This is a genomic window from Pseudomonas lactis, assembly GCF_001439845.1.
Classification (GTDB): domain Bacteria; phylum Pseudomonadota; class Gammaproteobacteria; order Pseudomonadales; family Pseudomonadaceae; genus Aquipseudomonas; species Aquipseudomonas lactis.
In genome coordinates this window covers 275,609-290,532 of record NZ_JYLO01000008.1, presented here as the reverse complement: position 1 = coordinate 290,532, position 14,924 = coordinate 275,609, and the positions used below count along the sequence as shown (strand labels likewise).

General features: G+C 57.9%; 12 protein-coding genes and 1 pseudogene. 10 read left to right on the top strand and 3 right to left on the bottom strand.

Features of this window, described 5'->3' with window-relative positions; all coding sequences use genetic code 11:
* The first annotated feature begins 7 nt into the window (after positions 1 to 7).
* Together trkA and TX24_RS15605 are read left to right on the top strand one after the other, a co-directional pair.
* The gene (gene trkA, locus TX24_RS15610; protein ID WP_003187270.1) at positions 8 to 1,381 is read left to right on the top strand and encodes a Trk system potassium transporter TrkA; all 1,374 of its coding nucleotides are present in this window, start codon (positions 8 to 10) and stop codon (positions 1,379 to 1,381) included.
* Positions 1,382 to 1,396: 15 nt separating this feature from the next.
* Positions 1,397 to 1,708 carry a tetratricopeptide repeat protein gene (locus TX24_RS15605; RefSeq protein WP_057710639.1) on the top strand — a complete coding sequence of 104 codons (312 nt, stop codon included), beginning with the start codon at positions 1,397 to 1,399 and terminating at the stop codon, positions 1,706 to 1,708.
* A 196-nt stretch (positions 1,709 to 1,904) separates the two neighbouring features.
* On the opposite strand, the gene TX24_RS15600 is transcribed toward TX24_RS15605, so the two are convergent.
* Both TX24_RS15600 and TX24_RS15595 read right to left on the bottom strand, forming a co-directional pair.
* Complete coding sequence (locus tag TX24_RS15600) at positions 1,905 to 2,792, bottom strand: lysophospholipid acyltransferase (protein WP_014716285.1); 888 nt, start codon at positions 2,790 to 2,792, stop codon at positions 1,905 to 1,907.
* A gap of 40 nt (positions 2,793 to 2,832) precedes the next feature.
* Entirely contained in the window at positions 2,833 to 3,390 is a 558-nt protein-coding gene (locus TX24_RS15595; RefSeq protein WP_003187266.1) for a DNA-3-methyladenine glycosylase I, read from the bottom strand.
* Positions 3,391 to 3,471: 81 nt separating this feature from the next.
* Here TX24_RS15595 and glyQ point away from each other — a divergent pair, with 81 nt between their 5' ends.
* The 4 genes and pseudogenes from glyQ (at position 3,472) to TX24_RS15575 (ending at position 7,868) form a co-directional block, all read left to right on the top strand.
* Positions 3,472 to 4,425 (top strand): glycine--tRNA ligase subunit alpha, encoded by a 954-nt coding sequence (gene glyQ, locus TX24_RS15590; protein WP_003187265.1) that lies wholly within the window; start codon positions 3,472 to 3,474, stop codon positions 4,423 to 4,425.
* Positions 4,422 to 6,476 (top strand): glycine--tRNA ligase subunit beta, encoded by a 2,055-nt coding sequence (gene glyS, locus TX24_RS15585; protein WP_003187261.1) that lies wholly within the window; start codon positions 4,422 to 4,424, stop codon positions 6,474 to 6,476. Before glyQ ends, glyS begins: the two co-directional genes overlap by 4 nt.
* Positions 6,449 to 7,015 (top strand): annotated as a pseudogene (gene gmhB, locus TX24_RS15580) (D-glycero-beta-D-manno-heptose 1,7-bisphosphate 7-phosphatase); the annotation flags it as partial. The gene glyS and the pseudogene gmhB, both read left to right, overlap by 28 nt.
* An 82-nt stretch (positions 7,016 to 7,097) precedes the next feature.
* Positions 7,098 to 7,868 (top strand): lysophospholipid acyltransferase family protein, encoded by a 771-nt coding sequence (locus TX24_RS15575; protein ID WP_003187258.1) that lies wholly within the window; start codon positions 7,098 to 7,100, stop codon positions 7,866 to 7,868.
* A 181-nt stretch (positions 7,869 to 8,049) separates the two neighbouring features.
* Here the strand turns inward: TX24_RS15575 and TX24_RS15570 are convergent, their stop codons facing one another.
* A complete protein-coding gene (locus tag TX24_RS15570; RefSeq protein WP_003187256.1) occupies positions 8,050 to 10,329 on the bottom strand; it encodes a CHASE2 domain-containing protein in 2,280 nt (759 codons plus the stop codon).
* Between the two features lie 411 nt (positions 10,330 to 10,740).
* Between TX24_RS15570 and TX24_RS15565 the strand changes: the two genes are divergently transcribed.
* From TX24_RS15565 to TX24_RS15550, 4 genes are all read left to right on the top strand, one after another.
* Positions 10,741 to 11,463, top strand: coding sequence for a response regulator transcription factor (locus TX24_RS15565; protein WP_003187255.1), 723 nt, complete (start codon positions 10,741 to 10,743; stop codon positions 11,461 to 11,463).
* A 775-nt stretch (positions 11,464 to 12,238) separates the two neighbouring features.
* A complete protein-coding gene (locus TX24_RS15560) occupies positions 12,239 to 12,640 on the top strand; it encodes a hypothetical protein (protein ID WP_153428583.1) in 402 nt (133 codons plus the stop codon).
* A 51-nt stretch (positions 12,641 to 12,691) separates the two neighbouring features.
* The gene (locus TX24_RS15555; RefSeq protein WP_196997244.1) at positions 12,692 to 14,119 is read left to right on the top strand and encodes a hypothetical protein; all 1,428 of its coding nucleotides are present in this window, start codon (positions 12,692 to 12,694) and stop codon (positions 14,117 to 14,119) included.
* 189 nt (positions 14,120 to 14,308) lie between these two features.
* A complete protein-coding gene (locus TX24_RS15550; RefSeq protein ID WP_012269855.1) occupies positions 14,309 to 14,836 on the top strand; it encodes a hypothetical protein in 528 nt (175 codons plus the stop codon).
* Positions 14,837 to 14,924: the final 88 nt, after the last annotated feature.

Below are 14,924 nucleotides of genomic sequence, written 5' to 3'. Positions count from 1 at the left end.
TGACCGGATGAAAATCATCATCCTTGGAGCAGGGCAGGTCGGTGGCACGCTGGCCGAACATTTGGCCGGTGAAGCCAACGACATCACCGTGGTCGACACCGATTCCGAGCGTTTGCGCGACCTGGGCGACCGTCTGGACATCCGTACGGTGCAAGGCCGCGCGTCGTTTCCGACGGTGCTGCGCCAGGCCGGTGCCGACGATGCCGACATGCTGGTGGCCGTGACCAACAGCGACGAGACCAACATGGTCGCCTGCCAGGTCGCCCACACCCTGTTCCACACCCCGACCAAGATCGCTCGGGTACGCGAAGCGGCGTACCTGACCCGCGCCGGTCTGTTCGATAACGACGCCATTCCGGTGGACGTACTGATCAGCCCAGAACAGGTGGTGACCCACTACATCAAGCGCCTGATCGAAATTCCAGGTGCGCTTCAGGTGATCGACTTCGCCGAAGGCAAAGCACAACTGGTGGCCGTGAAGGCTTATTACGGCGGGCCGCTGGTGGGCCAGCAACTGCGCCAGCTGCGCGAGCACATGCCGAACGTGGAAACCCGCGTGGCCGCGATTTTCCGCCGTGACCGGCCGATCCTGCCCCAGGGCGATACGGTGATCGAGGCTGACGATGAAGTGTTTTTTATCGCCGCCAAGGCGAACATTCGCGCGGTCATGAGCGAAATGCGCAGGCTCGACGAAAGCTACAAACGTATCGTCATCGCCGGCGGTGGGCAGATCGGCGAGCGTTTGGCCGAAGCCATCGAAAGCCGCTACCAGGTGAAGATCATCGAGATGAGCCCGACGCGTTGCCGGCATTTGTCCGACACCCTCGACAGCACTGTTGTACTGCAAGGCAGCGCCTCGGACCGTGACCTGCTGATGGAAGAGAACATCGCCGACGCCGACATCTTCCTGGCCCTGACCAACGATGACGAAGCCAATATCATGTCGTCCTTGCTGGCCAAGCGGTTGGGAGCAAAGAAGGTGATGACCATCATCAACAACCCGGCCTATGTGGACCTGATCCAGGGCGGCGATATCGACATTGCCATCAGCCCGCAGTTGGCGACCATTGGCACCTTGCTTGCCCACGTACGCCGTGGCGACATTGTCAGTGTGCACTCGTTGCGCCGGGGTGCTGCGGAGGCCATCGAGGCGATTGCCCACGGTGACTCGAAGTCCAGCAAAGTGATTGGCAAGGCCATCCGCGATATCGGCCTGCCGCCGGGCACCACCATTGGCGCGATCATTCGCGATGAAGAAGTGATCATTGCCCACGACGACACGGTGATCGCCACCGGAGACCATGTGATTTTGTTCCTTGTGGATAAAAAACATATCCGCGATGTGGAGAAGCTGTTCCACGTGGGGTTGAGCTTTTTCTGATCAAGGAGTGAACCGATGCTGGAGTCCCTGGAAAAAATGCTCGCCAAGGGCGCGGACAATTCGCTGCTGCGCTTTGGCCTGGGCAAGGGTTATCTGGACCTGAAGGACAACGCCAAGGCGGCCGAGCATTTGCAGCGATGCGTCGAGTTCGATCCTAAGTATTCGGCGGCGTGGAAGTTGTTGGGTAAGGCGCAATTGGGGCAGGGTGATAACGCTGGGGCACGACACGCTTGGGAAAAAGGCATAGAAGCGGCGTTGGCCCATGGCGACAAACAGGCCGAAAAAGAAATGGCAGTGTTCCTGAAGAAACTCGATCGCCAGGCTTGATACAGAACTCAAATGTGGGAGGGGGCTTGCCTGCTGCCTGTAGGAGCGAGCTTGCTCGCGAAAAACTTCAGCGATAACGCGTGCTTCCTGAATAAACGCGGCGCCTATTGGTTTTTCGCGAGCAAGCTCGCTCCTACAGGTATTAGGCCTGTCCCCTCCCACATTGGTTTTGCAGCGAATTTAAGTCAGTAGTGAATCAATACCACCGCGCCTCACCCGGTGGGCGTTTCTTGAAGCGTTTCATGCTCCACATGTACTGGCTTGGGTAAGCGCCGACATAACGCTCTACTACCTTGCTCATCGCCGCACAGGACGTCGCGGTGTCGGTGCTGTACATGTCCTCCGGCGCCGCTTCCAGGATCACCTTGTAGCCCGAGCCGTCCGGCAGCCGCAGGGCATGCAGGAACACACCCACCGCCTTGTGGCCCGCCAGCATGTTCGGCACGAACTTGCTGGTAAGCGCCTGGGTGGCAAAAAACGGTACGAAGATCCCGGCAGACTCAGCCGGCTCCGGGTCGGCAGGAATGCCCACCTGGCCGCCTTTGCGCACTTCCTTGATCACACTGAGAATGCCTTCCTTGGTGGAGGCCGCCACGCGGTTGCCCAACTGCACGCGCTGTTTGCGCAGCAATTCGTCCACGGCCTTGAGCTTGGGCGGGCGATAGAAAATGATCGGTTTGCACTGGCTGCAATAGAAGTGGTTCAACACTTCCCAGTTGCCTAGGTGGCTGGTGATGCCTACCACGCCTTTGCCAGAAGCCAGGGCCTCGTGCAGCACTTCCAGGCCTTCGACTTCGCGGACCAGGTCGATGGAGCGCTGCGCCGGCCAGATCCACGCGCAGGCGCTTTCGGTGAGGGACTTGCCGATGTCCATCAGGCTGCGGCCCACCAGGCGCTCGCGCTCTGCCGGGTCCATGTCCGGGAAGCATTTGGAGAGGTTGATCCGCACCGTATCGCGGGAACGGTTGGGGGTTTTCCACATGATCCAGCCGATCCCTGTGCCGACGGCTTGTACGGCGCGCCAGGGCAGCAGGGCAAATAACCGAAGAGCGCCTACCAGCAAGGCGCCTTTAAACTTTTCCACAGGTCACTCCTGATCGTGTGTGGTGCGCAAAGCCGGCATTCTAACCGGCGTTGACCAAGTCCGCGTAACGGTCGCAGTCTTGGGTGTGGTCCATGACCATGCCCGAGGCCTGCATGAAGGCGTAGCAAATGGTCGGCCCGACGAAGGTGAAGCCGGCCTTTTTCAAGGCTTTGCTCATGGCTTCGGCTTCGGGCGTAATCGCCGGGACGTCGCTGCGATCCTTGAAGTGATTGACCTTGGGTTTGCCGCCGACAAACGACCACAGCAACCCCACCGGATCCTCCAGCGCCAGCCAGGCCGCGGCGTTGCGCCGAGTAGCGTTGAGCTTCAAGCGATTGCGCACGATGCCCGGGTCCTGCATCAGCACCTCGATTTCTTCATCGCTCAATTGCGCCAGGCGCTGCGCGTCAAAGCCGAACAACACCTTTCGATAATGCTCGCGTTTGCGTAAAACGGTGATCCAGGACAGGCCTGCCTGGAACCCTTCGAGCAAAAGCAACTCGAACAAACCCTGCGCATCGCGCAGCGGCGTTCCCCACTCTTGATCGTGATAAGCCATGTACAGCGGATCTTCAGAACACCAAAAGCAGCGTGGCATAAGGCTCCAGGGAGTGGTGGCGGGGCCGAATCGGGTATACTCCCGCTCTTTAAATCGCAGCCCAAGTAACAGGTGAATTTCGTGAGCCAGCCTACGCCAGCCGTGCGTACCTTCCAAGACTTGATCCTCGCCCTCCAGCAATACTGGGCCGAGCAAGGTTGTGTGGTACTTCAGCCCTACGATATGGAAGTAGGCGCCGGCACTTTCCACACCGCTACATTCCTGCGGGCCATCGGCCCGGAAACCTGGAACGCCGCTTATGTGCAGCCCAGTCGCCGCCCGACTGACGGCCGCTACGGCGAAAACCCGAACCGTCTGCAGCACTACTACCAGTTCCAGGTGGTATTGAAGCCCAACCCGGACAACTTCCAGGAGCTGTACCTGGGCTCGCTGAAACATGTGGGCCTGGACCCACTGGTGCACGACATCCGTTTCGTCGAAGACAACTGGGAATCGCCAACCCTGGGCGCCTGGGGCCTGGGCTGGGAAGTCTGGCTCAATGGCATGGAAGTGACGCAGTTCACTTACTTCCAGCAAGCCGGCGGCATCGAGTGCTACCCGGTCACCGGCGAAATCACCTATGGCCTGGAGCGCCTGGCCATGTACCTGCAAGGCGTGGACTCGGTCTACGACCTGGTGTGGGCTGACGGCCCGTTCGGCAAGGTGACCTACGGCGATGTGTTCCACCAGAACGAGGTGGAGCAGTCCACCTACAACTTCGAACACGCCAACGTCGACAAACTGTTCGAACTGTTCGACTTCTATGAAAGCGAAGCCAAGCGCCTGATCGAGCTCGACCAGCCGCTGCCGTTGCCAAGCTATGAAATGGTGTTGAAGGCCTCCCATACCTTCAACCTGCTGGATGCCCGCCGTGCCATTTCGGTTACTGCGCGCCAGCAATACATCCTGCGTGTGCGCACCCTGGCGCGTTCCGTCGCCCAAGCCTACCTGCTGGCCCGCGCCAAGCTGGGCTTCCCGATGGCAACCCCGGACCTGCGTGATGAAGTGTTGGCTAAGCTGGAGGCTGCACAATGAGTGCTCAAGATTTCCTGGTTGAACTGGGCACCGAAGAGCTGCCACCCAAGGCCCTCAATACCCTGGCCGATGCATTCCTGGCCGGTATCGAAAAAGGCCTGCAGACCGCTGGCCTGAAGTTTGAAGCCAAAAAAGTCTACGCCGCGCCGCGCCGCCTGGCTGTGCTGCTGACCGCGCTGGAAACCCAGCAGCCGGACCGCAGCATCAACCTGGACGGCCCACCGCGCCAGGCAGCTTTCGATGCCGACGGCAACCCGACACAAGCCGCCCTTGGCTTTGCCAAAAAATGTGGCGTAGAGCTGAGCGAGATCGACCAGAGCGGCCCGAAACTGCGTTTCAGCCAGGTCATCACCGGCAAGCCGACCGCCAGCCTGTTGCCGACCATCGTTGAAGATTCCCTGAACGACCTGCCTATCCCCAAGCGCATGCGCTGGGGTGCGCGCAAGGAAGAGTTCGTGCGCCCAACCCAATGGCTGGTGATGCTGCTCGGTGACCAGGTCATCGATTGCACCATCCTCGCCCAGAAGGCTGGACGTGATTCCCGTGGTCACCGCTTCCATCATCCAGAAAGCGTGCGCATCACTTCGCCGGCCAATTACCTCAACGACCTGCGCGCTGCTTATGTGCTGGCCGACGCCAATGAGCGTCGCGAGCTGATCAGCAAGCGCACCGAAGAACTGGCCCGCCTGCAGGAAGGCACCGCCATCGTGCCGCCAAGCCTGCTCGACGAAGTGACCGCCCTGGTGGAATGGCCGGTGCCGCTGGTGTGCTCGTTCGAAGAGCGTTTCCTCGACGTGCCGCAAGAAGCCTTGATCACCACCATGCAGGACAACCAGAAGTACTTCTGCCTGCTGGACGTGGACGGTAAGTTGTTGCCGCGTTTTATCACCGTGGCCAACATTGAAAGCAAAGACCCACAGCAGATCATCGCCGGTAACGAAAAAGTCGTGCGCCCGCGCCTGACCGACGCCGAGTTCTTCTTCAAGCAAGACAAGAAGCAGAAGCTGGAAGACTTCAACCTGCGCCTTCAGAACGTGGTGTTCCAGGAAAAACTCGGCAGCGTCTATGACAAGGCCGTGCGTGTTTCCAAGCTGGCGGCCTACATTGCCCCACGTATTGGCGGCGACGCAGCCTGGGCCGCCCGTGCCGGCTTGCTGTCCAAGTGCGACCTGGCCACCGAAATGGTCGGCGAGTTCCCAGAGATGCAAGGCGTGGCGGGTTACTACTACGCCCTCAACGACGGCGAGCCGGATGATGTCGCCCTGGCCCTGAACGAGCAGTACATGCCGCGCGGTGCCGGTGCAGAACTGCCGAGCACCCTGACCGGTGCGGCCGTGGCCATTGCCGACAAGCTGGACACCCTCGTGGGTATCTTCGGTATCGGCATGCTGCCCACCGGCAGCAAAGACCCGTATGCCCTGCGCCGTGCTGCCTTGGGCGTGCTACGCATCCTGATCGACAAGAAGCTGGACCTCGACCTGACCCAGGCCGTGGTATTCGCCGTCGGCCAGTTCGGCACCAAGGTCAAGCAAGCCGGCCTGGCCGAGCAAGTGCTGGAGTTCGTGTTCGACCGCCTGCGTGCGCGTTATGAAGACGAAGGCGTGGACGTTTCCGTCTACCTGTCGGTACGTGCGCTGCAACCGGGCTCGGCGCTGGACTTCGACCAGCGTGTACAAGCCGTGCAAGCGTTCCGCAAGCTGCCGGAAGCCGATGCCCTGGCCGCCGTGAACAAGCGCGTGTCGAACCTGCTGAGCAAGGCCGACAACCTCGGCACTGCTGAAGTCGACCCGGGCCTGTTTGCCGATGCCAAGGAGTTCTCGCTGAACTCGGCCATTGCCAAGGCCGAGAACGCCGTGAAGCCGCTGATCGCTGAGCGTGACTACGCGCAAGCGTTGGCGCGCCTGGCGTCTTTGCGTGAGCCGGTGGATGCGTTCTTCGAAGCGGTGATGATCAATGCCGACGATGCTGGCGTGCGCAAAAACCGCTACGCCATGCTCGCGCGCCTGCGTGGCTTGTTCATCAATATCGCCGACATCTCCGTACTGGGCTGACCATGTTGAAACTGCTGATTCTCGATCGGGACGGGGTGATCAACTACGACTCCGACGCTTACATCAAGTCGGTGGAGGAGTGGATCCCGCTGCCCGGTTCGATCAAGGCCATCGCGCAGTTGAGCAAAGCCGGCTGGACGGTAGCCATCGCCACCAACCAGTCCGGCATCGCCCGCGGTTACTACGACATCGCGACCCTGGAGGCCATGCACGCGCGTTTGCGCGCGTTAGTGGCCGGACAGGGCGGTGAGGTGGGGCTGGTGGTTTACTGCCCCCACGGGCCGGATGAGGGCTGCGATTGCCGCAAGCCCAAGCCTGGCATGTTGAAAATTATTGCAGAACATTACAAGGTGCCCTTGGCTGGGATATGGTTCGTCGGGGACAGCCTCGGTGACCTGGAGGCGGCCAAAGCCGTCGACTCTCAGCCAGTTTTGGTTAAAACCGGGAAAGGCGAAAAGACCCAGGCTAAAAACCTGCCGGTAGGCACCTTGATTTTTGACGATCTGGCGGCCGTTGCCGCAGAACTTATCAACAACTAGCCGCCCTCGACTTCCTGACCAAGGACTGTTCGGGAGTGCGCTTTTAACAGGCGGGCCGTGTCCCGCAACGGTAAATGCCGCCATGTCGATCTTGCAGGCCATCAGAACCTTTTTCTTTTACCTGCTGCTGGGCACCAGTTCGTTTCTCTGGTGCACCCTGAGCTTTTTTATTGCACCGTTCCTGCCCTTCAAGGCGCGCTATCGCTTTATCAACGTCTACTGGTGCCGCTGCGCGTTGTGGCTGAGCAAGGTGTTCCTGAACATTCGTTTCGAGGTCAAGGGCGCTGAAAACGTCCCTGATCAACCGTGCGTGATTCTCTCCAACCACCAGAGCACCTGGGAGACGTTCTTCCTCTCGGCGTACTTCTCGCCGTTGAGCCAGGTGCTCAAGCGCGAGTTGCTGTATGTGCCGTTCTTCGGCTGGGCCATGGCCATGTTGCGACCGATCGCCATCGATCGTGACAACCCCAAGGCTGCGCTCAAGCATGTCGCCAAGAAGGGCGATGAGTTGCTCAAGGACGGCGTCTGGGTGCTGATCTTCCCTGAGGGCACGCGGGTGCCCTACGGCACGGTGGGCAAGTTCTCACGCGGTGGTACCGCCTTGGCGGTCAACGCCAACCTGCCTGTGCTGCCAATTGCGCATAACGCCGGCAAGTTCTGGCCCAAGACTGGCTGGGCCAAACGCCCGGGCACTATCACCGTGGTGATCGGCGAACCGATGTACGCAGAGGGCGAAGGGCCACGTGCCATCGCCGCCCTGAACGACCGCGCTGCGGCGTGGAATGAAGCGCAGCAAAGGGCCATGGGCTCCCTGCCTCCGGAACCGGTAGTGGTGGAGACGCCGGCAGTTTGAGCATCTGTGGATAACCTGTGTACGCTTTGTTGGCGAATTGGCTTTTTTGCATCATAACAAGCTGATTTACTTACATATTTCTGAAGCTCATAAAATTCGGAAAAACGTGCATAAGTTTTTTCTTCATAAAAAAACCGGTCCTTGTGACCGGTTTTTTATGCACAGCAGAAAAGCCGCTTTTTCAGTCCTCCAATAACGGCAGCAGCAGGATAAACGTCGAGCCCTTGCCCAGCTCACTTTCACACACGATGCGCCCACCGTGCCGCTCCAACACTGCTTTAACCATGGTGAGCCCCAGTCCAAGACCCTCACTGCCTTGAGCCGAATCGAAACGTCGGTATTGGTTAAACAACTCCGGCAGATCCTCAGGCGCAATCCCCGGTCCCTGGTCGCTTATCCTGCATTCCAACCAACCTTGCGCACTGCCATGCTTCAACCTGACGGTGGTACCGGATGGGGAGTATTTGATCGCGTTCTCCAGCACATTGAACAACGCCCGGGTGAGCAGCGATTGGTCGGCGTAGACCATGGCCTCGTCCGCCTCATCCAGGTCGTGAACCAAATGGATGCCCTTCAACTGCGCAATCACCGCCACTTGATCAAAGGCGTCCATCACCAGCATGGCAAACAGGGTGGGCTGGAACTGGTAACCGTCCGCTTCAGCCTTGGCCAATTGCACAAAGGATTCGGTCAGGCTCAAGGCCCGCCGTACTTGCTGTTCGATTTGGGTAAACACCGCAGACTCCCCGTTGTGCACGTCCAGTAGGGCGAGGATCGCTGAATGCGGTGCACGCAGGTCATGGGATAGGAAACGCAGCATCGTCTCGCGGTGCTGCTGGGCTTCACGCTCCTTGCTCAGGTCCGTGAGGCTCAACAACCAGCCGAGGGCAAAATCACCTTCGGCAGGCAGCAAAGGAGCCAGTTCCATGCGTAAACTGCGTTGGTGGATATCGCGAAACTCGACCAGTTCCAGCGCCGACAGGGCAGGGCGTACACCATTGTGCAGCGGGGGATAACCCAGATCAGCAAGCTGTTCGACGAGGTTTTCACCGACCAGGTCATTGCCGAATACTTCACGGGCCACGCGGTTGGCCAACAGGATGCTGCCCTGGGGATCGGTGATCAGGGTCGCTACCGGCAGGCACTCCAAGCCGTCCGCCATAAAGCGCCGCGTATCGCGGGTACGGCTGACGGCTTGTTCAAGGGCAAAAATCCGCCCTTGCAACACATCGCCCTTGCTGGCCGGCGCGCGACGCCGTTCCGGAAGCACCTTGGGTTCGTTATCCAGGCGTGCCAGTTCCCAGCCAAAGTAGGCGAGGATTACGCTCAGGCGTCGCCAATTCCAGATCAGGTAACTCAGCAACAAACCGATCAGGCACGCTGCGGGGCTCCACCAGTGGCCCAGGCGCAATAGAGCCCATGAGCCCAGCAACGCCGCGCCCATGCCTGCCAAGGTCATCCACAGGGCGTAGCGGGGGCGCACCAGCAGAAGGCCCAACAGCAGGGCCACCAGGGACGTTGCCAGCAACGCCGCCAACCAGCCGGGCAGATCGACGATGCTGCGACCCTGCAATAAACCATTCAGTACTTCAGCCTGGATCTCAACCCCCGCAGTGGTGCCCACGGTGGAAGAGAGCGGCGTCACGAAACGATCGGCCATGCCATAGGCTGATGCACCGATCAGAATCAGGCGACCCCGCAACGACTCGGGAGGTACCTCGCCGCGTAATACGCTGACGTAGGACACACTGGGAAAATGGTCTGGTTCCGAAGTGAACGGCACACGAATCTCATGTTCCTGGTGCCAGTGCCCTCCAGTAGGCTCTTGCGGCAGGCCCGGCATCGTCTCGGCATGCTCGCTCATGGCGAATGCCAGCCACGCCAACTGAGGGAGTGTGCTTCCCGCAGGGCCCTCACGTAGATACACGCTACGCACCACACCGTCTTTATCCGCTTCGACGTTGATGTGCCCAACGCCCTTGGCGCACTTGAGCAGTGGCGACAACGGCGTTACCTGGGCCTTGGGGCTGACGCTGCTATCCCCGGCGATGGGCAGCAATACATTGCCGGCTTTGCATACGGCATCGGCCAGGCGCTGGTCGTCATTACTGTTGCCGCTCTCACTGAAGATCACATCAAACAAAATACCCGCCGGCTGGGCGGCGTTCAGGCGTTCAATCAGGTCGGCATGTACGCTACGCGGCCAAGGCCACGGGCCGAGTGCTTCCAGGCTCGGCGCATCGATGGTCACCAGAACGATGCGTGGGTCTACCGGTAAGGGCGTGAGGCGGCGCAGGCTGTCATAGAGCGGATTGTTAAGCGCCAGGCCAGCGCTCAAGGATAAGTAGGCGGTAAAGGGCAGGAGTACCAGACCGATCAGCAGCCATTCACGAACCAACCCATGGAACAAAAGCTGGGCCTGGGTAGGTTGGCGTTTCTCGGCTTTGCGCCATAGGTTCACAGGGCTACCGCCACGAGCGTGCCGAGGCATTGATGGTCGTTAAGTAAAAGTGTCATAAGCCCAGGATCCCTCTCCATGGGGTTGCGATGAAGTGCATGCAGTGTTCTGAAACCAGTGAAGCTTATTTCGGTCTCATTGGAGGACTTCCCACGACCGCGCAATGAACGATACCGCACATTGGAGCAGGCATGAGGCGCCGGCGAGGCGATCGGCACAGAGCCTTTTCCACACCAACAGGAGCCGGTATCTTCTTCGAAGATCGTAATGAATTGAGTTTACGGCGCTTTCAGCGTATCGAGAGATCCAAGCACTGTAGAATCCGTCCATAATTATTCAGATTCAGAGGCCGGCATTTGTACAACATGTGCCCCCCATTCAAGCCCTCGTATTTTTGTAGGAAGGACCCCGCCTATGCGTGTCGCAATACTGGATGACGAACCCGCGGAGTTGCGACGGGTGGAACAGACACTGCGACAGATTCCCGGCCCGGCTGACCAGCCTTGGTCTCTGCATTTCTTTGAGCGCGGTGAAGACCTGCTGCGCCAGCTACGTCGGGAAACCTTTGACCTGCTGATCCTCGACTGGCAACTGCCGGACATCTCCGGGATAGCGTTATTGCGCTGGACTCGCGAGCACATGGAATCGCCCCCTGCCGTCATCATGCTCACCAGTCGCGATGCCGAGAGCGACATCGTGACGGCGTTGAATAGCGGGGCGGATGATTATGTCAGCAAGCCGTTTAGGCCCAACGAACTCAAAGCTCGAGTCAGCGCCGTCCTGCGGCGCCACGGTTTGCAGAAGTCGGCTAGCCAGGAAGTGCAGAGCTTTAACGACCTGACATTCGACGATGCCGAACTGACCGTCACACGCGCAGGCAAACCCATCAACCTGACAGAACGGGAATACCGCCTGGCAAGTTGTCTATTTGCCAACCTGGCCCGGCCGTTGTCTCGCGAGTACCTGTATGAGCGGTTCTGGAGCCACGAAGAAATGGTCTCGTCGCGGCCGTTGGACACGCATATCTACCGCCTGCGTAACAAGCTAGGGCTGACGGCGGATCGCGGCTGGCAGCTGTTGACGATCTACGGGTACGGGTATCGATTGGAGAGTGTGACACCCGCTGTGGAAAGTTAAATACGTCGATGTTCCACGTGGAGCATTTAAAAATGCGCGACTGCGAACCAACAAAAAAGGCCAACGCTAAGCGTTGGCCTTTTGTTTTTAGCAGATGTACCTTGTAGGTTCACAAAATAGGTGATAGGCCAGACCCCGTGAAATTGGAATCTTCGCCATTTTTTTTGTGAAATGAAGGGGTGCTTTTCACAGAAAAGCCGAGAAATCCCTACTCACCAATCACAAAAGTTGATTGGCCTGGAAAGGGCCGTTTACGACCGACGCGTGACTTTTCGGTAAGGGATGAGGAGTAGTCGCAGCGATCCTTTAGCTCCTAGTCTGGCGACCTTGGGTTCAGAATCCGACTGGCAATGCCCGCTGTCACTACTTCAGAGGAACCAGCTTCCTCTGCTGCCAAAATTGCGGGGGCTCATGCTGGTACCCAGGCCCGACAAATGCGCAGTTGCAGCCCTCAATTGCAAGGCTATCCAAAGCGGCACGCGTGTCAATCAAGATCTGATGCATGACGATGGCCGGCCTCACGGAGGTGAAACCGGAGATTCAGAATGACTAAACCGACCCCGTAGACACCAACCTCCACGAAGGCCGCTATCGACCCAAAGCTGTCCTTCAAGAAAGGCAGCTAACGGCGAGAAGCGGTCATTTTGTATCTACAGGTTTCGGGGCGATTCACTCGTCTGATGCTCAGGAGCACCAGGATGGGCGTCAAGGAGGTGGTCATCTTGAGGTGGACTATGCTGACCAGTTGCTCTCAAATCTAATCGTGAGGTCCTCCATGGCAAACCCCAATCTGCTGGCTCTATTCAGAGATGAAGTCCTTCTGACCGGGCCTGAAAGCTCCCTACCTAGCAACCTATCTCAGTTCTGGCTTGAGGAGCTCCAGAATCATCTGGAGAGGTATTTCGACGGTTTGAACTCGGAGTCAGATGCAGAAGAGAAGGATCTCGACATCTCCCTCCCACTCGCAGCGATCATCCACATCTTGTTCGCAAAAAATGGTGGGGAGGAGATATCCGAGAGCTCTGAAAAGCTGTACGAGTATTTCCAAGACTACCGGCTCGAACTGGCCCTTGAAGAGATCACGCGAAAGACTCATGTGGCTGCCGAGGCTGCAACCATTGAGACCATCTTCACCAACCGAGACGTCCTGGTGGAGCAAAGCCCCCTTCTTCAATAGGTACCTCCACCGATGCCATCGCCGGCGGGCACGCTCCGAGGCATTGATGGAATGCATTTTGACGACTGCCGAGATCAGCGAATGAAAGAAATTGCTGCGCCGATGTTCGATCTAATCGCTTTGTCGCTTCCACGAGGGTTGGGGTTTGGGGACAGCCCGCCAGTAGGGGCATGGCTTAGTGAGGACGGAATTTCTTGTGCCGCTCTAACCCGAAATATCAATTCCGGCAGCTTCGGAATTGTCACCTTGCGGCGTCGTGTCGATAGCGTGTGGGTGCTCCTCAGCCATGGTGAGTGCACCACTGGCGAGTCCGAAGCCCGCGCCTCAATCAGCCATTTTCTCTATACCCAAGCCCATCCGCTTCCACTCCCTTCAGGTGAACGACGACGTGCTCCTCTAAGCAGAATGGGTAAGCGCACACCAAGCGTGGTGTTCAAATCACTATTTGATCCAAGCCGCCGTATTGGGGCGTGGGCGCTGAATCAACTGTATCTCGCACTGCCATCCCCAGACAGAAATTGGGTTCCCGATTGCCAGACTGAGAATTTTCACACCCGCCTCTGGGAAGCCCACCTATTAGCGATTTTTCGTGAACAGGGACTCTTGGTCACCCAGCCTAAAGAATCACCCGATTTTCACATCGAGAATAGGCTGGGAGATGAGGCCTGGGTTGAAGCAGTGACAGCCAACCCGGAAGAGCGGTATGAGCATTTTGGCGCCTCGCCGGTCCCCCCACCCGCTGACCGACATGAGCGTTTCTTAGGAGCGGCTGCAGAAAGGTTTGCGAGGACCATCCAAAACAAATTGGACAAGCGTTACGAATCCCTACCGCACGTGGAGGGTAAGCCGCTCATTCTGGCCTTAGCCGATTTCCATGCGCCCAGTTCAATGCTGTGGAGCAGGGAGTCGCTCATCAGCTATCTCTATGGCTTTGCAGTTCACTCATCTGCGCATCGTGGTACGCACCTGATAACTGTGGAGGAAGAGACATCTCTGCTATCAGGGCGCCCCAACGGCCTATTTACGCTAATGGAAAATGCCCATCTTTCAGCGGTCATTTTCACCAATGCCTGCACAGTGCCAAAGCTCAGCCGAGTGCCGATCTCAGGTGGAGCTCATCTAGACGGGTACCGATACTTGCGGTTTGGTGAGTTTTTCGACCGTTCTCCGGGAGCATCACGAGGTATCCCATTTCTGTTGGATGTAGCGTCCAGCGACTACGGTCAGCTCTGGCCGCAATATGGCTACGAGCCGTGGTCTGCTGAAGTGGAGGTATTCCATAACCCTATGGCACTATACCCGGTGCCTAATGAGTTGATACCAGAAGTCACCCACTGGAGAGAAGTAAACGGAAGAGTCGAGTGCGAATCTTTCTTTGATGTATCCATACTCCGATCCAGAACACTCGTCCTCAGTGCAAACGCTAAGGTTCCGTCACTCGATGAGTTGCTGACAGCAGCCAGTCCTCCAGAGCTCTGACGGCGGCGGGGTGGCCGCATCGTTGCCACGCAGGTAGATGAGAATTTCTCAGCAAGCTACCCAGCCAGGGGAAGGACATGAGATCCCCTGCGCAATTCAGGACCGTTGAAGCGCCACCTCTCTTCGGGTAAAAGCATGACCGTCATACAACGCTACAACAGCGTCATACCCGAGAGCATAGGAAGAAAAATGTCGATCCAAGGACTAAAACGATACTTTGGAAACAAGATTCACGCAGTGATAATGATGGCCCCGCTTAAGCGGGAAATGATACGCCTCGGCATATGCACCCTTATGGCGATTATTCTGAATATCATCTTGTATACCGGCGTTGAAGTAGACGGCACCATCAAGCCGTGGGCAGAAACCCCGATAAAACTGTTTGCATCGTCGATGTTATTCGCCTTCATGATCAAGGCTTTTCTGCCAGTTCTCGGCTGGACGATACTGAAAGCAATGCTGTTGAGTGCGAACAATGCCTTCAGCGGCATACTGAGTTTTTTGGGCAATCAGTTCACAGGCGTCATGTACTGTACCGGAATTATTATGGGTTCTATCACGATTAAATTGTATATGGTTTCCGGGGTTTTAGACTCTGAGTTTGCTTATCTGTCCGCAATCGTATTTGCTTCCGGGGTTTTATATTTCTATGTGCTGCAATGCGCCATTCAAAAAACAATGAGTCCGGCCCTGCGTACACCAGCAGTACCGCGTTAAACCACTAGGCTGTGACTATTCATCTCTGGTGCTCAGTAGGCGCTCGCTCTGCTGAACCCTCACCCATACACAACCATTAATGGACTGG

Excerpts from the sequence above, each read along its gene's own strand:
- TX24_RS15555 (WP_196997244.1), top strand. The coding sequence starts at position 12,692 with ATGCATTTTGACGACTGCCGAGATCAGCGAATGAAAGAAATTGCTGCG.
- glyS (WP_003187261.1), top strand. The coding sequence starts at position 4,422 with ATGAGTGCTCAAGATTTCCTGGTTGAACTGGGCACCGAAGAGCTGCCA.
- TX24_RS15565 (WP_003187255.1), top strand. The coding sequence starts at position 10,741 with ATGCGTGTCGCAATACTGGATGACGAACCCGCGGAGTTGCGACGGGTG.
- TX24_RS15575 (WP_003187258.1), top strand. The coding sequence starts at position 7,098 with ATGTCGATCTTGCAGGCCATCAGAACCTTTTTCTTTTACCTGCTGCTG.
- TX24_RS15560 (WP_153428583.1), top strand. The coding sequence starts at position 12,239 with ATGGCAAACCCCAATCTGCTGGCTCTATTCAGAGATGAAGTCCTTCTG.
- TX24_RS15550 (WP_012269855.1), top strand. The coding sequence starts at position 14,309 with ATGTCGATCCAAGGACTAAAACGATACTTTGGAAACAAGATTCACGCA.
- TX24_RS15605 (WP_057710639.1), top strand. The coding sequence starts at position 1,397 with ATGCTGGAGTCCCTGGAAAAAATGCTCGCCAAGGGCGCGGACAATTCG.
- trkA (WP_003187270.1), top strand. The coding sequence starts at position 8 with ATGAAAATCATCATCCTTGGAGCAGGGCAGGTCGGTGGCACGCTGGCC.
- TX24_RS15595 (WP_003187266.1), bottom strand. The coding sequence starts at position 3,390 with ATGCCACGCTGCTTTTGGTGTTCTGAAGATCCGCTGTACATGGCTTAT.